This window comes from Fibrobacter sp. UWB13 (genome assembly GCF_900177805.1).
GTDB lineage: Bacteria > Fibrobacterota > Fibrobacteria > Fibrobacterales > Fibrobacteraceae > Fibrobacter.
The window spans coordinates 53,519-74,739 of the sequence record NZ_FXAX01000004.1; the positions used below are offsets into that span (position 1 = coordinate 53,519).

The 21,221-nt window shown below is 48.6% G+C and carries 12 protein-coding genes and 1 tRNA gene; 3 read left to right on the forward strand and 10 right to left on the reverse strand.

Going from position 1 to position 21,221, the window contains the following annotated elements; translation table 11 throughout:
- Window positions 1-2: 2 nt before the first annotated feature.
- Window positions 3-1,604, reverse strand: coding sequence for an extracellular solute-binding protein (locus tag B9Y77_RS13840; RefSeq protein ID WP_085492066.1), 1,602 nt, complete (start codon window positions 1,602-1,604; stop codon window positions 3-5).
- Complete coding sequence (gene aroA / locus B9Y77_RS13845) at window positions 1,601-2,929, reverse strand: 3-phosphoshikimate 1-carboxyvinyltransferase (protein ID WP_085492067.1); 1,329 nt, start codon at window positions 2,927-2,929, stop codon at window positions 1,601-1,603. Before aroA ends, B9Y77_RS13840 begins: the two co-directional genes overlap by 4 nt.
- Window positions 2,930-3,018: 89 nt before the next feature.
- Between aroA and B9Y77_RS13850 the strand changes: the two genes are divergently transcribed.
- Window positions 3,019-3,765, forward strand: a complete 747-nt coding sequence (locus B9Y77_RS13850) for an acyl-[acyl-carrier-protein] thioesterase (protein ID WP_085492068.1) — start codon at window positions 3,019-3,021, stop codon at window positions 3,763-3,765.
- A 103-nt stretch (window positions 3,766-3,868) separates the two neighbouring features.
- Here B9Y77_RS13850 and B9Y77_RS13855 read toward each other — a convergent pair whose 3' ends face one another.
- Together B9Y77_RS13855 and B9Y77_RS13860 are read right to left on the reverse strand one after the other, a co-directional pair.
- Entirely contained in the window at window positions 3,869-5,590 is a 1,722-nt protein-coding gene (locus B9Y77_RS13855; RefSeq protein WP_085492069.1) for a beta/alpha barrel domain-containing protein, read from the reverse strand.
- Between the two features lie 166 nt (window positions 5,591-5,756).
- On the reverse strand, window positions 5,757-6,596 hold the full coding sequence (locus tag B9Y77_RS13860) for a ComEC/Rec2 family competence protein (protein ID WP_085492070.1): 840 nt from the start codon (window positions 6,594-6,596) through the stop codon (window positions 5,757-5,759).
- Between the two features lie 135 nt (window positions 6,597-6,731).
- On the opposite strand from B9Y77_RS13860, the gene B9Y77_RS13865 reads away from it, so the two are divergent.
- Both B9Y77_RS13865 and B9Y77_RS13870 read left to right on the forward strand, forming a co-directional pair.
- The gene (locus B9Y77_RS13865; RefSeq protein ID WP_014546294.1) at window positions 6,732-7,088 is read left to right on the forward strand and encodes a hypothetical protein; all 357 of its coding nucleotides are present in this window, start codon (window positions 6,732-6,734) and stop codon (window positions 7,086-7,088) included.
- A 92-nt stretch (window positions 7,089-7,180) separates the two neighbouring features.
- Window positions 7,181-7,254 (forward strand) — tRNA-His (locus tag B9Y77_RS13870).
- A gap of 86 nt (window positions 7,255-7,340) precedes the next feature.
- Here B9Y77_RS13870 and B9Y77_RS13875 read toward each other — a convergent pair.
- From B9Y77_RS13875 to B9Y77_RS13895, 6 genes are all read right to left on the reverse strand, one after another.
- Window positions 7,341-9,245: a SpoIIE family protein phosphatase gene (locus B9Y77_RS13875; protein ID WP_085492071.1), complete on the reverse strand. Its 1,905-nt coding sequence runs from the start codon at window positions 9,243-9,245 to the stop codon at window positions 7,341-7,343.
- Between the two features lie 158 nt (window positions 9,246-9,403).
- A complete protein-coding gene (locus B9Y77_RS16085; RefSeq protein WP_176221776.1) occupies window positions 9,404-9,580 on the reverse strand; it encodes a hypothetical protein in 177 nt (58 codons plus the stop codon).
- Between the two features lie 116 nt (window positions 9,581-9,696).
- Entirely contained in the window at window positions 9,697-15,450 is a 5,754-nt protein-coding gene (locus B9Y77_RS13880; RefSeq protein ID WP_085492072.1) for a GLUG motif-containing protein, read from the reverse strand.
- A 35-nt stretch (window positions 15,451-15,485) separates the two neighbouring features.
- The gene (locus B9Y77_RS13885; RefSeq protein WP_085492073.1) at window positions 15,486-17,777 is read right to left on the reverse strand and encodes a fibrobacter succinogenes major paralogous domain-containing protein; all 2,292 of its coding nucleotides are present in this window, start codon (window positions 17,775-17,777) and stop codon (window positions 15,486-15,488) included.
- A gap of 44 nt (window positions 17,778-17,821) precedes the next feature.
- Window positions 17,822-20,176 (reverse strand): fibrobacter succinogenes major paralogous domain-containing protein, encoded by a 2,355-nt coding sequence (locus B9Y77_RS13890; RefSeq protein WP_176221777.1) that lies wholly within the window; start codon window positions 20,174-20,176, stop codon window positions 17,822-17,824.
- Window positions 20,177-20,225: 49 nt separating this feature from the next.
- Entirely contained in the window at window positions 20,226-21,098 is an 873-nt protein-coding gene (locus B9Y77_RS13895) for a TIGR02147 family protein (protein WP_085492075.1), read from the reverse strand.
- Window positions 21,099-21,221 lie beyond the last annotated feature (123 nt).

Sequence of the window (21,221 nt, forward strand, 5' to 3'; positions counted from 1 at the left end):
AATCACTTTTTTCTTCTTCTAAAGCAAGCGACAATTACGCAAACCACCAAAAAACCGGCACCAAGAGAGGCGAGCAAGTATTTGGAAGAAACAAGCCAGCTCTTAAATTCATCTGCCGACGGGAGCTCACTCCGACCAATGATATTGGCAGAGCTTTTCGGATAAATTTCCCTATAATCCTGCAAAAAGATGTGCTGAGCCCAGTGCATCCTTTCAGAGCCATTCAAGCTATCGGGATAATTCAAAATCTCATTGATTTTGGCATTAGCTTCATAGACCATCTGCGCAAGGGCGGCGCTGCGTTTTTTACGATGCTTCGTATTTTTAAACAATGCCCCCATGTTGTTCGAAAGATTGATCAGGATTTTTTCGACTTCGCCCCACTCCGGGATATTCGGGAAGCTACGGCTGTGCTCGAGTTCTGCGACAAGCTTGGAATAACGCGAATCGCGATTCCAGATATGGAGAATGCTACGGTCCGCAGGCAAGAACCCGACCTGACGCGAGAAAGCATCAATGTTATCGGCTCGGAGCATGTAAGCAAGCAACTGTTCGGCAAGCGCATACTTGGACGTATCCTTCTTGTTGCCAAGCGCCAAGTGGCTACCGCCCATGAACGAGAATTTTCCATGCGGACCCGCCGGGAGTTCCAAGACCTTGATGCCATCCTTTGCAATCGCAGAATTGGCAAGGCCACCGGCTTCTTCCGGATATTCCAGCTGCTTGATCAGTTCCGATGTTCCATAGTGGATTACGCGTTCCGAACGCACAAAGCCTTCGGCATTGTCCGATGAGTTTTCAAACAAGCTATGAGGCGCCATCTGGGCATCGCCCATGATATTGGCATAAAGTGCAAGCCCGACAAGCGTGTTTGAATCCAGGAGTGCGCTGCGATAACCCTTGCCAGCGGGCACTACGAAATCTCCACCATGGCTCCAGACAAACGGCGCCATGCACTGCTGACCCGCCCAGTCATCTTTTCCTGGAAGCGTAAACGGCGTCACCTTGACGCCTACTTCTGTCGTCAAATCCGAACTAGCAATCGTCTTCAAGACACCAAGCACATGCGCATACGATTCAAAATCGGAATCGTCTAAACCGAGTTCGCGCCAAATGCGTTCGTTGACGAAAAAGCCGCGAACATCGATAAACCAAGGCACCGCATAAGTTTCAGGGCGGCCTGCAATATGGGAACTGCGAAGCCCTTCGCCCAAGAATCGCGCTGTATCAATGATCGAAATCATGTTGTCGATAGGGCGAATAGTGCCTGCCGCTGCAAAATGCGGAACCCACGTGGAACCAAGCTGAATCACATCAGGAGCGACATCATTTGAGTCGGCAAACGTGAACGTGATTTTTCTGAACGCTTCACCCCAGCTAAGCGATGTCAGCTTGACCGGGATTCCCGTCTCTCGATAGAACTTTTTCACAAGGCGCTTCATCGCATTTTTCGAGCCAAGACCATTGTCCATGACCCAAATCGAAAGCGTATCTGCCGAAGTCGCCGCCGCAGCGGGGGCAGCAAAAGCGCCAAACACGAGGCCAGCGCAGATCGCGAGCCGTGCATAACTTGTGGCAAGAATCTTCGAGACGAGGCTTATCATTGAGCGAGTCTTCCGAAATCTTCAAAGAAATGGGGATAAGTCTTGTTCACACACGCAGGGTCGAGAATCTTGATGGGCACGCCACCGAGCGAGACAAGGCTAAAGCACATCGCCATGCGGTGGTCATTGTAAGTTTCAATCGTCGCCGGCAGCAATTCCTTCGGCGGTTCAATTGTAATCGAATCCATGTCAGAAGAAACGGTCGCACCGACCTTGCGGAGTTCTGCAACCATAGCAGCAATGCGGTCGGTTTCCTTCACACGCCAGCTACCAATGCCGCGAATCGTCGTCGGAGCATCCGCAAACAAGGCAAGCACAGCAAGCGTCATTGCGGCATCGGGAATTTCAACAGCGCTAAAATCACCAAGGCTGCGCAAGCGGCGATCCTTAGGTCCCTTGCAGATAATGCACTTTTCGCCACTGGGTTCAACGCTCGGAGTAACATCAACACCCATGCGCTTCAGGACATCGATAAAGGCAATATCGCCCTGAATACTGTCTTCACTGATTCCCAAGACCTTCACTTCACCGCCAGAAATAGCGGCTGCAGCAAGAGGATAAGTGGCAGAGCTTGCATCGCTCTCTACATAGTAGTCACCGGGGCTCTGGTAAACGCCCTGTGGCACATAGAAATCCGTCAGGTCATTGTGGCGCACATTCACGCCAAAGCACTTCATCACGTCGAGCGTGAGTTCGATGTACGGTGCAGAAATCAGTTTGCCTTCCACATGGATGTGGAGCGGGGTTTTGCAGTACGGAGCGCAAATCAAAAGGGCCGTGAGGTACTGGCTCGAAATGTTACCACGAACGCTCACATCGCCGCCCTTGAGACCATCAGCCTTGATGCGGACCGGCGGGTAACCTTCGGATTCCAAATACTTGATGTCGGCACCAAGCGTACTGAGAGCCTCGACCAAGTCGCGGATCGGGCGTTCGCCCATGCGTTCTTCACCGCGCAAAATGAACTTGCCCCAGCCAAGCGAAAGTGCGGCCGTCAAGGAGCGCATCGCCGTACCGGCGTTCCCGAGATAAAGCTCAACCGGGAAATTGCCTGCATCAAACGGCTTGCCATGACCTTCAACAACAGCATCCGTATAATCGTCCGAAAAATCAACCTTCACGCCAAGACGTTTTAAAGCCTCGCCCATATAGCGGGTATCGTCGCTACGCAGCAGGTTGTGCAAGCGAGTTGTCCCGTTAGCAATGGCCGAAATCAAAAGCACACGATTGGTAATGCTTTTGGACCCCGGAACACGGATAGATCCACTAAAAGAATGATAAGCGTCAAGCTGTTTAAAACTAGGGCGAAATTGAGAATCGTTCATACAAGAAAAATTATACATTATTATCATACCGTGTTTTTTCGGGTACAGCGAAAGCATGTCGAAAATCACATAACCACGTGAGGAATATCATGGAACCGGAAGTCACTACCAAAAATTTTGAAGTGCGTTTCTCGGACTGCGACCACCACAGCCGACTCAAACTTTCAAATCTCTTCTTGTTCATGGAAGAAACCGCCATCGCCGATGCCGAACAGAACGGCTTCGGGATATGGAAGATGATGAAGGCAGGCTACACCACGGTCATCACGCGACTGAAGATTCGCCTGTTGCACCACCCGGTCTGGGGCGAAAAGCTCTCCATCTCGACGTGGGCAAAGGACATCATCAAGGACAAAGTTTGTCTTAAAGATTATTCCATTCTCGATGCGCAGGGGCATTCCATCGCGCAGGCGACTTCTTCGTGGCTTTTGGTGAACATGAAGACCGGCAAGGCAGAAAACCCGGCCAACGCACCGTACCCGATTCCGCTCATTCAGGGCAAGAACGCGCTCCCCGAAATGATGGAAATTTTGGACCCGCAAGTCGACCCGCAAATTATAGCGACAGAAATTGCAAAGTATAGTGACTTGGACATGAACAAGCATGTGAACCACTGCCGCTATGTGGACTGGGTGACAAACTCGCTCGACCCGCAGGAACTCAAGAGCCGCAGGATCCGTTCAATACAGATAAACTACATTTCACAGATCCCGCTCGGCGGCAAGGTGAACATCGTGCGTTTCAAGAACACGAACCATCACGCGTATATTTTTGGGACGAATGCCGACGACATGACGCAATGTCACTTCCAGGCGCGCATCGGTTTTGCGGACTAGAACATAGTCGGAAGTAGACAGTAGGAAGGAAACGCAATAGGAAACGTCCCGTGTCATCCTGAGCGGAATGCCGCTAGGCATGAAGTCGAAGGATCCAGAACATTTACAACAACGCATTTTTCAGCAAGCGTTCTTCGACCTCGAAGGCGCTTGGTTTGTCTTTGGGCGTGAGGCGTTTGCCTGTGCCGTAGAGGTGCTGCATCATCTCTAAAAGCGTGTATTCGCGATCGAAATAGCCGATGTCCGGGTTCGGGCAAATGGTAACCGGTTCGCGAGTGCGAGCGGGCTGCGAGCCACGAGCGACGGCAACACATTCCGGCTGGTAATGGAGCGATGGACTTTTTTCGCGGATTTCTTCGCGGCCGGCATTCCCAAGGAATCGGCAGATGCATTCACGCGAAAGCGTGACACGGCGAAGCTTGTCGTATTTTTTGCGAATTACCGCCATTGAATTTTCACAAGCATTAGCGGCACTAGATTCTCGCGACCTTTCATGATTTTCATCTGCATGGTGCGACTGCATTTTGCATGCCTCGATATCTTCTTGTTCAAGCTTGTCAATTTCAGCGAGACGGTGCATCACGTACTCGCGAGACGCCATGCAAATGGGATGGTCAAAGCCGGGGATGTTTTGGCAAAGGTAATGCTGGCGACACGGGAATCCGGGCTTCAATTCTGGGCTCCCGGACTTTTCAGATTCTGGAGCAAAGTATTCCTGAATTTTCTGCTCACAAATTCTTGCCGCCGTCGATGTTTGCAGATTCACGAACGGGATGCCAAGCGGTGATGCATGACTGATGCAAACATCTTCGGGCTTTGCGCTCGCAAGCAATCGACGCGTTTCCTTATCGACGCTGGTCGCCTGCGGTACAAGCAAGAACGGAGTCCCCACACCCACGCCATCAATCCCGAGCGACAAGACTTGAGCAATGTCTTCGGGAGCGCAAAGCCCGCCCTGCGCGGTAATCCGCGCAGGCGACGGCGGCGGGAGAATTCCCTGCACTGGGACGTTTGCAGCAATCATCGAGCGCGTGGTTTCAAAAAGTTCTTTGCGCTTTTCGACAAATTCCCGGACAACATCGAGCAACAACTTCTTCGATTCAAAAAACGCATGACCGCCACAATTCACGCCCGATTCAATGCGGTATTCGTAAACTTCCAGGCCCTTCTTTGCCAAATAGCGGCCCTGAATGAGTGCCGAGCGGTAATCCGAGACTTTCAGGATAATCTTCTTTTTCGGAGGTCTTTTGCCCGTCCTGTAAAAGTCCTTGCATTTTGCAATTTCTTCGAAAACGGACAAGTTCACGCCCGCGCTGAGCACAAGTGCTCCCGACACCTTTGAAGCGGCAAAGCCGCGAACCGCATCAAAAGCAGCCTCGTCGTGATTGAGACCGACCATGATATTCGCCTGGATTTCGCCCGGTTCCATTTTCTCGGTAAGAGCCGCCTCGGCTGCAATGCGGGCAAGTCCCGTCTTTGCAAAAATGCCATCGTATTCCACACGGAGTCTGGAATCCAGCGGGAGCATCAGAAAATAAAGGTCCTTGTCGCTACCGCCATCAAAGCGGCACGCACAAAGACGTGTAAACTTGCGTTCTACTTCGTCTGCAACAAAGTCCAAATACGAACGGATGCGCCCAATGCGGGTTGTCTGCGGAGAGCCTAAATCAAGCCCCAAGCGTTCTGCATAAGCCATGCGGTATTCTTCGAGGAGGCCATCATCCACAAGCGAAATCACCGACGTGATTCCCAAATGCGCTACACGAATCGGCGTATCTGCCGTATAGCAAATGCCCATCACCGGGATGTGAATTTTATGAACCATAACCCTCGAAAACCTCGCGAATACCCAAAATGCGATGAAAACAATATAAAAAATAACTGGATCCTTCAGTCACTTCGTTCCTTCAGGATGACGAGTGCGGAATGACATGCTCATTCAGGATGACGAGATGGCGATTCCCGCTCGGTGGCGGGAATGACACATTCCCCTACGGTACAAGCACGCCCATGCTTGGGGAGAGTTCAAAGCGGACGGAACCTTGCAAATCGGTGCGGTAAAGTTTCGTAGAATCCCCAAGCACCAAGTTCAGTTTACGTACAACAGATGGTGCGGGATGCCCATAGCTATTCCCAGCCCCGACACTCACGAACGCATACTTCGGCGACACCTGCGACAAGAAGCTTAGCGTATTGCTCCCCGCCGAACCATGATGCGCCACCTGCAAAAGTTCCGCCGAAAGCGTCGGATTCATCTCAAGCACATGGCGCTCGCCCACCGAATCCAAGTCGCCCGTCAAAAGCATTTTGCTTGCGCCAAACTTCCCGAGCAGCACCACACTCGCGCGATTCTCGCCCACGCGCAAATAGCTCGCCGGCCACAGCACTTCAAAGCCATTACCCCCACCCCCAAAACTTACGTTCTCGCCTCGCAATAGCGTATCCACCGGCGTTCCAAGCGCTCTCGCCACCCGCAACACACTATCACGAAAGAACGCGCCCGCCGTATCCGGCCCCACGTACAGACGCCGCACAAAAACGCCCCGCCCCGCAAGCTCCAAAAATCCGCCAATATGATCCCGATGGTTATGGCTCAGCACCACCCAATCGAGCGTATCGACACCACGCGCCAACAGCGAATCCACCACGCCGACCGAATCGGGTCCGAAATCGTACATCGCATAGCGCCCGCCATATTCGAGGAGCACCGCAAGCCCCTGCCCCACGTCAATCGCCGTCGCATGCATCGACATTTCACCCTCCGCCGACCCGCTCACGTACATGCAGCCGTTAATCACCGCCGCGACAATCAAAATCCAAAAAAGCTTCATAAGCGTCCTTTTTTAACTGTTCCTGCTTATATAACACGCTTTTTTCGCGATTTTGGTCCGAATTTTCTCTCGCAAAATTCAACTTTTTTACAAAAAGACCATTTTTTATTATCTTTACTACTAATTGAGGTCTCTATGCAATTACCTAAGTACAAAAAGAAGAAACGCATCAAGCTCAAAGTCTGCCAGGAACCCGGCTGCGGCCGTGAATTCTGGGGTCACCCGATCGCGAAGTACTGCGAACTGCACCGCGACATCAAGCAGCGCCAAAAGCAAAAGAAGGATATCGAGAACATCGAATCCAAGAACATCATTTTCCGCCACAACTACACGGAAGCCATGGACTTGGAATTCAAGTGCTGCCTCGAAGGCTGCAACAACACGTTCACGATCCGCATGTTCCCGAAGCAGTACGTGTACCCGCGCTTCTGCATGGAACACAGAAACGACTTCAAGCGTGCAAATTTCCTCCGAATCATGCAGAAAAAGTAGTCGCCACGCACTAAAAACAAATTTTTTAGAAAAAAGTTGTTGCCATCCCTTGAAATTTGGGATGGCTTTTTTATATTTGGTCTCGCTACATGGTGGATGTAGCTCAATTGGTTAGAGTCCCAGATTGTGATTCTGGATGTTGCCGGTTCGAGTCCGGTCATCCACCCGAAAAAGACCTTGCGAAAGCAAGGTCTTTTTTCATTTCACGCGCATATTTCGCGAGCTTTCGGGCATCCCGCACCCGCAGCAGCGTCAACCGCCCACGAACTTGAGCGCGAGCATGGTAATGTCATCGAACTGCGGGGCGTCGCCCACAAATTCATCAATCCTGGACTTCACGAACGGGCAAATTTCGGCAGGTTCCAGGTCGCCCGCATCACGGAGCGTCTGCAAGAGCCGCTCGTCGCCAAACAGATTCTCGTTCGCATCCGTCGCCTCGGTCACGCCATCCGTGTACAAGAAAATCGTATCGCCCGGATTCAGCTTGAGCGTCTGGCGCTTGTAACGGGTCCCTTCCATCGCGGCAATCACAAGCCCGGGCTTGCTCTTAGCAAACTCGACCGTACCGTCTGCACGGCGGATCGCCGGCGGGTTATGCCCCGCACATGCAAATTCAACTTCGCCAGTTCGCAAATCAAGAACTCCCATCCAGACCGTGACGAACATGTTGAGGTAATTGCGGAACGCCAAGCGGTCATTCACAACGTTGAACGTATCCACCACCGAAGTACCCGCGAGCAAAACACTCTTGAGCATCGAGCGCGCCGACATCATGAGGAGTGCCGCCGGAACGCCCTTGCCCGACACGTCCGCAATCAAGAAGGCAAGCCTGTCTTTATCGACCTTGCAGAAGTCATAGAAGTCGCCACCCACCGCCTTTGCAGGCAAAATAAACGGAGAAAGCAAATGGCGGGCATCCTTCACGCCCTCGTCATCATCGCTACGCGCAAGCAACCCGAGCTGGATTTTGCGAGCCATTTCCAGTTCGCTCGCCACGCGTTCGGCACCCTTCTGCTTTTCAATATTTTCCTTGAGCGAATCACGCATGCGACCAAACGCATCGGCGAACTCCGCAATTTCGTCCTTGCCTTCAACTGGCGGAATCTCCACGTCAAAGTCACCCTGGCCCAAACGTTTCGCTACCCCTGCAAGCGCCTTGAGCGGTCGCGTCACGCGGCTCGAAATCACGAGCACCAACACAATCATCAAGATATAGCTTGCCAAGCCAAGGATGCCAAGCACCGACGCCATCTTACGTTGTTTTGCAAAGAATTCATCCGCAGGCCACACGACGCCGAAAATCCAGCCGTCCACCTTCATGTGCGAAAAATAGATGCACGCCTTTTCGCCACTAAACGTCTTGCCGAGCAAAAGTCCGCTGCGCAAATCGCGGACCGCACTCTCAAAAGCAGACAAGCCCGCCTCATGACCCTTCGCCAGCGAATGGAGCGATTCCTTGAAAACCCATTCATCGCGCGGATGCGCCACAAACCTACTTTCCGCAGAAAGGATAAACGCATATCCCGAGTTTTCAATATTTATCGAGGAGACCGCATCGCGCAAGAACGAGACAAAAATATCAAGCCCGACAACGCCCTTGAATTTCTTAGAACCGTCGGGAAGAGTCTGGTAAAAAGGCATCGCATAAAGCGCCACCGGCTGGTCCGCATAGACGCCAATAAACGGTTCGTACCACTGGCCCTTGCCCGTTTCGATGGACTGTTTGTACCAAGGCATTTCACGGTAGTCCTTCACCTCCATGAGCTTGCCCTCGAGACCGTGACCCGTGATGCGCATGAACTCGCGACCGTTCCGTTCGGGCTCGTAGGCGATAAACAGCGCAGATGCAATCGGATTTTTCTCATGGGTGCGAACGTATTCTGCCGGTAAAAACTCCTCGATATCCTTCTTGCTCAAGTCGCCACGTTCGAGCATCGCCACAATGTTTTTTACAACCGCGGCGTTATCTTCAAAGATATTGTCGATGGAAGACACGTGCTTTTCACTGATTTCCTGACCACGTGCCATGATGAGTTCCGACATCCTCGAGCTGACCTGCTGCTGAAGCATAAAAATCATCGCGACAAAGATCACCGTGATGCCGAGCAATATCAAAACAGTCTGTTTAAACGCAAGACTGTGAAAATTCAATTTCATCAAAACCCCTCGAATACCCCAATGAGAACCTTTAAGCAAACATATATTTTTTGAGGGGAATATCAACCCATGATTTTAAACCATGGGAGCTATATCACACAAAAAGCAAAAACCGGCCACAAGGACCGGTATTCATATTCACGAAAACGAGTTAGCATTTATGCTTTCGCCAACTCCATATCCTTCTTGATTTCACGAACAAGATACAAAGGGATATCCGTCACTTCAGCGACTTCTTCAGGAGACATATTTCTAGCAAGCATTTTCCTTGCAATTTGCTCCTGCTTGGAAAACACTGCCATAGACTTATCAAAATCGCTCATATCTACAGTCATAAGATACCTCGAACTAAAATTACTCAATTTGACCTCACTTTGCAATATCTTGAAAAAAAGACCCGCAGGTTATTTAACCCACGGGTCTATTGAATCGTCAATCAAAAATTAGCGAACTATTTTTTCAGGAGCATCACTTTTTCGGTCGCCTTGCCGTTCACTTGCAGCACGCCGATATAACGACCACGAGACAGGTTTTCGACGGAGCGAGTTTCAAAATGCGTACCGGCAGAACGTTGTCCAAGATCAAGCAATTTCACCACTCGACCTTGCATGTCGATGAGCGAGAATTTCACCGCAGCAGCCGCAGGGATTTCAAAACGCACGGCGATGTCACCGCCTTGGAACACAGCACCGAGGGAATGCATCACCACGACATTGCGAACGCGAGCACCCGTTGTTTTTTCAATATCGATTTCTACCTTGGCAATTCTGCTCCAGAGCGTATCGGAATCGAAAAGCACACCCACTCGGTAAGAGACGATATACGTTCCGTAAGGAGCTTTTTCGTTTTCCAGAGAATCGAGCAAGACCTCACTTGCAGAATCCAGCTTAAGCACCTTTTTCGCCGCAGAATCCATCACGAAGGCGTTTTTAAGCAGTTCGGCGCGGATATTCTCCGCAAGAGGCTTTTCGCTATAGAAAAGTTCCCCATTTGAAACAACCGGCGGATTCAGCATGTTACGAAGCAGCGGGTAGCTCACGCCCTCGGTGATGTACCAAACCGAGTCAAAGTTGAATGCTGCGAAAGACTTCTGCATTTTCATCTGTGCATCGGACAAACCCTTTCCTGTCATCAGCGAATCGCTGCAGGCTTCGGCTAAATAGTAATACTCATCCGAGGGATTCGTTCTTTTAGGCAAGCCATTGCAGAAATGGATTCCGTCTTTATACGCGCTTCCAGAAGCGTATCCTCTTACCTCTGCATCATTGCCGTTGATTTCGGCAAAGCCAAAACCATAGTACGGTTCTATAGAAAGCACATCACCCGTTGAATAGCAGTCTTCTATTACAGACTGGTTGTTATCGACAAAGCCGCCCGTGCCTTCGACATTTCCTGTAGAATAAGATTGCCGGATGGTTCCATCGTTTCCGCCGACAAAGCTAGCGGCTCTATACGCATTTCCGGTCGCAAACGAGCGCAAAACCAAGCCCTTGTTCTGGCCAACAAAAGCTCCAGAATAGCTGAATGTTCCCGTTCCCTCAGCGTTTCCGGTGGCATAGCATTCCGAAATAGTTGTTTCGTTCAAGCCGACCAAGCCGCCGACATAATGATCTCCAACAACATCAACGGATGCATGCAGTCCCTTCAGTCCCTTGCCGTAAGCCTTAGCAATCAGGCCACCTACGTAGAGGACTCCTTTTGCATTGATAACGCCCGACGCCGTAGAATTATTGACCGTTCCGCTATCGACTGCGACAAGGCCTGCAACGCCTTGCACGTTATAATATACCGAGATTTCCCCACCATCTTCGTAATAAATGGAGAAACCTTCTGAAGATGATTTCTGTCCAGATACATCGACATTCACAGAGCTCTTATCAATCGTTCCACCAGGAGCATTTAACCCGGCAATGCCACCTACGAAGCCAGAGTTTTCCTTTACGTTCGCCTTAACAGAAACATTCTTGATGGTTCCCCAGTTCAGCGCGGCAACACCGGCGGCACTTGCACCCCCAATCCACTGCGCATCGATTTTGGCATTGGCAATGGTTCCGTAATTCAAGTGTGCAAAGCCAGATACGAGTCTGCCACCATTGATTTTTCCTTTAACCGATACATTCTCGATGGAACCATAGTTCCTGAACACGAACCCCGCACTTTGATAAACACTGTCCATCACAATGTCGACATCTACATTCCGGATAGCACCATGGTTCACCGTAGCAACGCCACCTATTTTCATTCCAAAGTCTTCGCGACCGACAGAATAGCCCTTGAAAGACAAACTATCTACGATTGCAGACTGCGCAACAGTATCGATAAATCCAATTGCCTTATGATCCTTATCCCAAAATCCCGTAAACAAGCTGTCGATGCTATGACCGCCACCATGGAATTCGCCGGTAAAAGCACCGGTATCCTGTTTTGCGTAACCGCCAAGGACAACACCGTAACAGTTGCAGAATTCTTCCAACACATCGTACTTACCAATAGGCTTGAATCCTGTTCCACCGACAGCAAAACGTTCATCCGTCCTGGAAGCAGTGGCATCGATATCGTTAGCCAAGCGATAAACGGCCGACAACTTGTATTTTCCGAATCCGATTGATTTCAAGTCTCCGTAGGTCTTGATCAAGAACGGGTCTTTTTCCGTACCGGAACCGGCCATTTTCATCATGGTCTGATCCACAGCCTGATTCGGATAAATCTTTTCCTTCATTGTCTTGGATATATAGTAAGGCTTAGTCAGCCACGACAAATAGGGATAAGTCGAATCTGCTGCGATCTTCCAGGTTGAATCGAAATCCCAGCCTTCGTAGTTTTCCTTCTTGACCATCTCTGTTGTATTGCGGAGATCCCCCGCAGCCGTCGTATTAACATACCAGAGTGTCGTATCATAATAGACCGAGGTGTAGGTCGACTTGTTGTCAGAGCCCGCAAGGCCACCCCATTTAGAATCGCCTACGACTTGACCTGCGGCAAACGAGTTCTTCACAGTCGCATTGTCCGAATAGCCCGCCAAGCCGCCGACATTCTTTGTTCCCACGATATTTGCAATCGAATAGCAGTCCGCGACACTCGCCTCGCCCAAAAAGCCCACGAGACCGCCCACGTTTTCCTTGCCCGAGACCAGGAATCTAGAAGCGCTCCTCACGACAGAGCCTGCAGATTTCTTACCGGCAAGAGAGCCAACGTAATTTTCGCCAGAAACATCATACTTGATAAAGATGTTTTCGACCGTAGCACCATTATCGACACCGGCCAGGACGCCGACATAGTTCTTACCACGGATGGCACCCCTAGTACGCGCAGGTCCATACGAATAGCTTTCTCCAAGATACGAAGCCGTATCAAAGACAACATTGCTTACCTTGGCACCCTTCGCCAGAGCCCGGAAAAGTCCCACCGAATCTTCGTCGGGGCGATTGATATTCAAGCCCGCAATTATCTTGTTGTTACCGATAAAGACACCGCTGAATTTTCCAATCGGTTCAAAGCCCTTACATACAGTACTGTCGGCATTGCAATTTTCCTTGAACGAAGCCGTAGCATTGATATTGCCCATCAGCTTGTAGTAGGCATCAAGGCCGTATTCATATTTGCCGACATACTTGAGATCATCGTATTTATAAATTCTATAGGGATTCGTTGCAGTCCCCGCTCCGGCAAGCACATTGACCGTCCCGTCATCCTTGAGCGTTCCCGGAAGCAGAGGTTCCATCCCCTTGAAGTACGGGTAAGAAACGCCTTCCTGGATAGTCCATACATTTACAAAGTCATAACCCTGGAACGTTCCCTGTTTCAGCATCTCCACGGTTGTCTTGCCATTTCTATCGTAATCAGCAAGAGTGCTATCGAAGAAGCAAGTGTTTGAATCCAAGGAACTGGAAAGCGAAAAGCCGGCAAATCCCCGTCCATCCGAAGCCTTGATCATACTCGCAGAATAGACACGATAGATGCTTGGCGAATAGGAATCGACGAAACCGACAACGCCACCGACACGTTCATATCCCTTAATGACATTGATAGAAAAACCGTTTTCCAACCTAGTAGAAGCATCGCCTATCAAGCCGCCAACATACGTTGTTCCCTTAATGTTTCCAGTAGTGCCAACGACATTAATGCTATCACCTACAGCCACCCCAATCAAGCCGCCAACAGACGACTCACCTTTGACATCGCCATTGAACGACACGACATTATGGATTAAAGACAAGCGTGCTTCGCCAGCCAAGGCGCCCACACACCAAGAGCCGACCACCTTCGTATTTTGCAGAGTCAAGTTTCGGACTGTCGCACCTTCCATATAACCGAACATTCCCGTAAAGTCGCGATTCGGCTCATCAATCGTCAGATTCTTGATAACATGATTTTTACCGTCAAACGAGCCCGTAAAAGCACGTACGCTGTCGCCAATCGGTTCAAATTTCAAACCCGAAGCATCGATATCCTTTGTCAATTCGTAATTAGCTATTAGCGGATAGGCAATGTCATTTCCGATTTTCTGGAGTTCAGCAAAAGTCGAGATTTCAATCTTGTTGGGAACTGCCATATAACTTGAAGTCCCCCAAACCGTATCGCCCTTGTTTACGACACCAATTCGGTAACCGAAATAGAGCGAATCTCTCCTAAGCGTCTTGCTATTCTCAGTAGAATCTATATTATCGCTCCATCTCGCCCAGCCAAGCCATTTACCGACAAGTTCGCCCTCCACATCGAAAAGCGAAGCAATCTTCGGAGTCTCTTGCCATTTCGGAGCTGATGTCGGAACCGCAACCGGAATCGGAGATTTTTTCATAAAAGGATTATTCACCAAGTAGGGGAACGATTTACCTTCATCAATGTTCCAATAGCGAATAAATTTCCCTGTAGGGCTATAGCAATAACCTAAATGCACATAGTAGTCGCAAGTGTCAGTACCGTCAATGACATATTCATCATAACCTAAAGTATCCCAGCCCGCAAACGACGCAAATTTCATCATTTTTGCGGTCGTTAAGCCTGTGCCACCCGCACTCGTATCAAGTCCCGAAATCTCGGTATTCCAGTATGAACCCACAACCGCATCGGATGCACTTCCGACAAGTCCACCAACGTGGCTATTTCCCTGAACGACATTTGCCGCATATGAATATTGAGCCGTTCCGTTACCCACAAGGCCACCCACATATTCATCGCCACGAACCGTACCCATCGCAAAAGAGTTTGCCACCCCGCTACTTCCGCCAATACCGCCAACATAACGTTCGCCTTCGACGGATCCAAGTGCATAAGAAGCGTTTACAAAGCCGCCATTGCCGACAATTCCACCTACTTTATCACCAAAGTAATAAAAACCATAATGCATCAAGTCCATTGTCGAAACACATTCATTGATATCGCCTTTGGAATATCCGACAATACCGCCGACATCATCTACGTCATCCTCCCAAGGAACAATCGTACCACTAGAACGCGACTGATAAACATTACCGGTCAAATATCCGACAATACCACCCACATCCTGATCCAAAATAATGATATTCACATCGGCTTCTGCATGGGCAACATCCATATCTGTTTCACCGACAATGCCGCCAACTCTTTGCGAGCCCTTGATGTCACCTTGGAACGAGACATCTTCGAGAACAGCTTTATCATTGTAGCGTTTCGTACCCTGACCGACAATACCACCCACATAATTTTGCCCTTGGACAAAGCCGTTCGTCACATGCACATTCTTGATAGAGCCCATCTGCTTGGCGGCAACACTTGCTACAAAATTCGATTCTGTTACGCGACCGGTCACATGAATACGGTCGAATTTCAAGTTAGAAACAGAACCACCCAAATAAGAGATAAATGCAACATCATTTTCACACGGGAGCCAAATGGTCAAGTTGTTAATGGTATGGTTCTTTCCGTCGATATTACCCCAGAATATAATGCTATCGGCGGCATCCTTGTTTTTTCCGATGGGAATGAATCCATTGCAGCCGTCTTCGTTGCACATCTCGTTTTTCGAAGCCGAAGCGTCGATATCCTTCGTCAAGACGTAATCCGAAGAATAGAGATAAGCGCCCTTGCCTATCGCCTTGAGGTCTTCGTAGTCTTCGATTTGGAACGGTTTACTTGCGGAACCGTCGCCTTTCATGGTGCCGTTAGCCGCAAAAGAGTGAATCGCAAATAGCGATAAAACAACAGTAAAAATGAATTGCGGTTTCATATTTTTCCTCATAGGTTCAAATAACATAAAAGCTCCTAGTTTTTAAGGCAACGGACCGAATAGGATTCATCCTTTGCTGAATTGAACGTAGTCAGGTTTGCATTCTTTTGATCGTAGCCCAATTCCATGTGGTAGGCGAAAGTGTGATTTTTGGACTCTTCATCTTGAGAGGCACTCCAAAAGAAAGTGCTAAAGCCAACATCATCGAATTCGGAAGACAAGCCCCTCTTACGACCAGCAGGTAAGGCGCTAAAGCCAACAGCATCCGTTTCAGTCACCCCCTTTCCTTGAACACGACCCCAACCGCTGCCATAGGCCTTGAGTAAGTTGCCCGCAATCGAATCACCGCCCACAGTCTCAAGCAAGACATTCCATTCGTCATTATCCGGCAGATGCCAGCCACTCGGACAGACTCCCTGCACTTTCGACGGTAAGGTACATTCTTTCTCATAACCACAATCCAGCGGGTTAATCGGATCACTAACAAGTTTCACCGAATCAATCGCAGCGGCCCATGAGTAAAGGCGACCATACACATCGCAAGTCGAACTATCTTTATTGAAATCCGCTCCATAGCACCAACTTTTACTTTTTACGTTCATGTCTGTGGAATCATAATAGTTCAAATTTTCGGCCATCCACCACTGCTCACCGATTTTAACCGTCTTGTACGTTTGACCATCGCGGTCATCAGTCAAGGTTCCATATTTGCAAGCATCCACAACCTCCGTTTTGCAAAGTGCCGATATAGGTATAGCCACGGAACTCGATGACACGGCGAAACTACTGCTGGACGACGCGCCAACAGGTTCGCCCTTCAAGCAACGGACTGATCCGAAATAGCCTTTGTTTTCTATCGAAAAACCAAAAGCATTGCGGTTGTTAACCCCAAAGTCATAACCATGCAAATCATTATAAGAAGTCGCCGTCCAAAAAACAGCATTATAGCCTTTACCATTATAACTACTGGAATCACCACTTCCGCCAGGCAGAACCGTAAAGCCCAAGGCATCAGTCGCATCCCCACCACCTGTTCCTTGCTCTAGCCAGCCATTCTTCGATCTAATATTTCTGCCCACCTCATCAATTCCCACCACAGCAATATCACCAACGGTCCCATACAACAAAGCATTCCACTCCGTCGTATCCGGTAAATGCCACCCCTCAGGGCACACTTTCATCGCATCAGGCCACGTGTACAGCCGACCATACTTTGCACAATTTTCAGCCGAATCATTATAGCAATAACTGTTTTCCGTTTTGTAGTTCAGGTTTTCCGCCATCCAGGTCTGATTGCCAATCGTTACGGTCCTATAAGTTTTTCCGTCGCGCAAGTCCTTGAGCGTATTCGCGGCTGCATCGTATTCGCTGCCAGCGTTCACCTTTGTGGAACTGCTACTGGATTTAGAATCATTGGATTCTTCGCTAGAGCTCAGAATGACGTTGCTACTACTTGTCATTCCGACCGCAGAGCCGGAAACATACTTCTCGAATTCGGCAACCTTGTCACCATTGTTCATACTTTCAACGTTTTTGCGGATGGTATCGAGTTTACCGTTTTCCTTTGCAGCAGAAGCCCACTCGGCAATTTCTTTCTTTGTCTTGCTATCATTCCACTGGCCGTCTTCTGCAAAATCATCGGCGAACTTTTCCAAGCGCTTTTCAAGTGCGGTCACGTCTGCATCGCCTTGCATCACCACGCTTACGGCCAGAAGAGCTGCGTTGCCGTCGCCTTTTTCGAAGATGTTCAAGTTTTCAAATTCTTGAATTTTGTCCACAGCGCCGTCGTTGACACCAAACGCGACAAGCACTTCTTCTTCAGCCTGCTTTTTCGCTTCGGCAAAAGAGGTTCCCTTTTCCGTCACAAGGAATTTCACGCGTTCATGTTCCAAACTTGTGAGCACGTTGACATTCACGCTTTTACGATTTTTGAGATTTGTAATCGTCCGAAGCGTTATCGGATCCGCCGACCTTTTACCCGTCACTTCATTGAAGTAATAACCGGTCACTTCGAACAAAGCGCATGTCGCCGAGAGGTTCACATCGTCAACGCCAAAGTCGCCCTTGTCGCTCTTGACCGAACCTTCGAAAATTTCTCCAGTCAGTTCCATCGTTTTGCAATCGATACCCTGTACCGTCACCACAGAGCCCTTGACAAAAGGCCCCTTCTGCGAAACGCCTGCCACATCCAAATCCTTGACGGCGTAAATGCCCGCATCATCCGAAGAACCGCCCGCAACTTTGTCGTCGGAGCATGCCCAAAGCATAGCCCCGACAATCAGGGTTTCTGCAATTTGGAACCATTTCTTAACCAACCACTTATTCATACTAATCCTTCTCTTTTTTCCAACACGAATATTTTTAACATTTCCTAATTTTTGATACAGCGAACGGAAAGTCCATCATTCTTGTTGTTGCTATATAAAATTCTTATACTATTGAGGGTGTAAGTCAAACTCGTCGCATACGAAGATTCAGCATCTTCCTCATCATCAGCCCAGAAATGCATGTAGCCACCCGCTTCTAAATATTTTCCAGTATGACTTCTATAACCTACAGGAATAGCAGAAAAACCATAAGTATCCGCATTTCTCGAATTATTATACCAACCAATTTGTGATTTTAACGCAGAGCCCCCAGTGCCATTACTTTCTGCAGTAGCAGATAACGTGAACAGCTCACTTTTATTAGGTAAATGCCAACCTTCAGGACAAATACCCTGCACGACACTCGGAATCGCACATTCATGACCATAACCGCAATCCCTAGCTGCTAGTTGCACAGAATCGATAGCTGCGCTCCAAGTATACAAACGACCAGCAACTTTACATTTTTCAGATTGATCTCCATAGCACCAACTCCGCCCTTTTAAACTTGGAGTTTTTACGCTGTCGGCATAGTTAAGGTTTTGTGCCATCCAAACTTGATTGCTGATTTTTACGGTTTTGTAAACTTGTCCGTCACGACTATCGACAAAAGAACCATATTCAATATTTGAATTTAAATATTTTTCTTTAGAAATACTCCAGTCAAATGTCTCACAGGATTCACGTTCTTCACTACACAACAAAGAGATTGATGAAGCAACCGGTTCATTTCTGACACAACGGACAGCATAATCATCGATTTTTGCACCGTATTGCATGAAGGCTTCATTAGATTCAAAATCCAAGAGCAATTTATACACATAATCGTAAGCTGAATCATCTTCAACATCAGTCGAAGTCCAAAAACCAGCATTCTTGTTTATGTTTTTAAAAGCACCTTCATAATTCCTATTACCTACGGGTAAAGCACTAAAACCAAGTGGATCTGTATTATTTTTATTACCAAACCAGCCATCCTGTGACTTAAGAGCCTCTCCAGCCAAAGTAATATATCCACCACCTGCAATTACTAACATTTCATTCCATTCCGTCGTATCGGGCAAATGCCATCCATCAGGGCAAACCCCCTGTACTGGGTATGCCGGAGAACACACCAAGCCATTTCCACATCCATTTTTAACAGAATCCATCGCAGCAGCCCAAGAATAAAGGCGACCATATTTTTCGCAATAAATCGTACTATCATTATAACAGTAACTATTCTTCGCTTCATAATTCAAGTTCTGAGCCATCCACACTTGAGAGCCAATCTTTACAGTTTTGTAAACTTGTCCGTCACGGGAGTCGGTCATTTCACCGTAATTGATGTTTGGATTCAGGTAAGAGTTTGTCACACTGCTACTGGATTGCTTCGCTTCGCTCGCAATGACGGAGGAGCTACTACTAGATTCCGGGTCAAGCCCGGAATGACGAGACGAACTGCTGCTAGAAGAGGGGAGATTCCCGCTCGAGGCGGGAAAGACAGAGCTACTACTAGATTGCTTCGTTTCACTCGCAATGACGTTACTAGAAGATGATCGGCTTTCACTGCTCAAGGTAACGCTATCGCCATCCGCAAGTGCTTTCACGTACGTTTCGAATGCAGGTACAGAATCGGTGAGGTTCCAGCTTTCGATGTTCTTGCGGATTGTATCGAGTTTACCGGTAGCTGTAGCGTTTGTAGCCCAGTTTGCAATTTCCGTTTTTTCTTTATCATCCAATGAACCATTCTGCGATATTGCAACAGAATATTTATCCAAGCGTTCTGCAAGTTTCGCCTCATTCGCATTTGCCTGCACAAGCACACTCACGGCAAGGAGCGCCGCATTTCCATCGCCATTTTCAAAGATGTTCAAATCTTCGGACAACGCATAATCGCCATTTACATTAAACGAAGCAAGCACTTCCTTTTCAGCTTGCTTTTTCGCATCAGCAAACGACATTTTTTCTTCTGACACGAGATGCATCACGCGCTTGTATTCAAGTTCCGTGAGCATGTTGATATTCACATGTTTGCGGTCGCTCAAATCTGAAATTGCATGGAGAGTCACCTCGTCCGCCGACTTTTTACCCGTCACTTCATTGAAGTAATAACCGGTCACTTCGAACAAAGCGCATGTCGCCGAGAGGTTCACATCGTCAATGCCAAAGTCGCCCTTGTCGCTCTTGACCGTACCTTCGAAAATTTCACCGGTCAATTCCATCGTTTGGCAATCAATACCCTGCACCGTCACCGCAGAGCCCTTGACAAAAGGCCCCTTCTGCGAAACGCCCGCCACATCCAAATCCTTGACAGCGTAAATGCCTGCATCATCCGAAGAACCGCCCGCGACCTTGTCATCGGAGCATGCTGAAAACATCGACAAAAAAGCAAACGCCAACGCGAAAGCAAAAATATCCCCAAAAATTCTAAGCTCGTTTCTTTTCATTTCTCTCTTCCTTATTTTTTAAAGCCTTGTTTGCAACTTCTAAATTTTCGCTTATCGGGAATAGTTGCAAATTCAAACGGTACACGCGCTGCGTTTCGCTATTTTCCGTAGCAATCGCAATAATGCGGCGACGGCATTCCAAAAGTTCCGTCTTGATTTTTTCGTAAGAATCCTGCGTCAGCCCAAGGACAACTCCCGACATGGAGCGTTCCGCAAGCGGCAAGTCCAAAGCCTTCACGGCAAGCTCACCCATCTGGCGCTGCAAATCTTTCGCGGCAATCGGCACCGTATCCACGGAGCCCATCGATATGGACTTGTCCGTCTGTACGTAATTTCCATTACGGTCTTTTTTCAGGAGATTCGCATCTTCCAAAAATTCAAGCGTTTCAACGGCTTCCGCTGTAGAAATTTTCGGTTTACACGCACGGGCCATTTCGGCAGGCCTTGCGCCAGGCATATTCGGGGCAAGCTCGCGGAGCAACGGATTTTTCCAAGACTTGTAGTAATCGAATTCTTCGCCACCGAGAACACGGATCTTATGCGCTCTAGCCAATGCACAGCGTTTTTCGAACGCCGCCATTTTGGCTTCGTCCCCTTTGGCATGGGCGTACGTCACCATCAAAACAAAATACGTCTTTTCGAATCCAGCAAGGCCCATGGCGTTCGCAACAGAACTTGCGGCACTAACGCTCAGATTCTTTTTTCCTTCAGCAACATACTTCAAAAAAATTGCCGATGCGAAACCGGCATTCTGAGCAAACTCACGCCAAGTAAAAGCGGAGTCGCGCTTGCGTTCATCGTAGTAATCCTGGATGAACTTGCGATAATCTGTATATTCAACAATCGCCTTCATGATTACAAATATAGTTTTTCAATAATATTGGAATACAAAAATTGCCGTTTTTAGCCTAATTTTTACGTTTTTAGTCATTTTTAAACGATTTTGCAAAATTTTAGAACACAAGTTGTATCCCTG

What these genes read in the sequence shown, in the direction of transcription:
- aroA (WP_085492067.1), bottom strand. Translation starts at nt 2,929, where the DNA reads ATGAACGATTCTCAATTTCGCCCTAGTTTTAAACAGCTTGACGCTTAT.
- B9Y77_RS13875 (WP_085492071.1), bottom strand. Translation starts at nt 9,245, where the DNA reads ATGAAATTGAATTTTCACAGTCTTGCGTTTAAACAGACTGTTTTGATA.
- B9Y77_RS13840 (WP_085492066.1), bottom strand. Translation starts at nt 1,604, where the DNA reads ATGATAAGCCTCGTCTCGAAGATTCTTGCCACAAGTTATGCACGGCTC.
- B9Y77_RS13850 (WP_085492068.1), top strand. Translation starts at nt 3,019, where the DNA reads ATGGAACCGGAAGTCACTACCAAAAATTTTGAAGTGCGTTTCTCGGAC.
- B9Y77_RS13890 (WP_176221777.1), bottom strand. Translation starts at nt 20,176, where the DNA reads ATGTTTTCAGCATGCTCCGATGACAAGGTCGCGGGCGGTTCTTCGGAT.
- B9Y77_RS13865 (WP_014546294.1), top strand. Translation starts at nt 6,732, where the DNA reads ATGCAATTACCTAAGTACAAAAAGAAGAAACGCATCAAGCTCAAAGTC.
- B9Y77_RS13895 (WP_085492075.1), bottom strand. Translation starts at nt 21,098, where the DNA reads ATGAAGGCGATTGTTGAATATACAGATTATCGCAAGTTCATCCAGGAT.
- B9Y77_RS16085 (WP_176221776.1), bottom strand. Translation starts at nt 9,580, where the DNA reads ATGACTGTAGATATGAGCGATTTTGATAAGTCTATGGCAGTGTTTTCC.
- B9Y77_RS13855 (WP_085492069.1), bottom strand. Translation starts at nt 5,590, where the DNA reads ATGGTTCATAAAATTCACATCCCGGTGATGGGCATTTGCTATACGGCA.
- B9Y77_RS13885 (WP_085492073.1), bottom strand. Translation starts at nt 17,777, where the DNA reads ATGAATAAGTGGTTGGTTAAGAAATGGTTCCAAATTGCAGAAACCCTG.
- B9Y77_RS13860 (WP_085492070.1), bottom strand. Translation starts at nt 6,596, where the DNA reads ATGAAGCTTTTTTGGATTTTGATTGTCGCGGCGGTGATTAACGGCTGC.
- B9Y77_RS13880 (WP_085492072.1), bottom strand. Translation starts at nt 15,450, where the DNA reads ATGAAACCGCAATTCATTTTTACTGTTGTTTTATCGCTATTTGCGATT.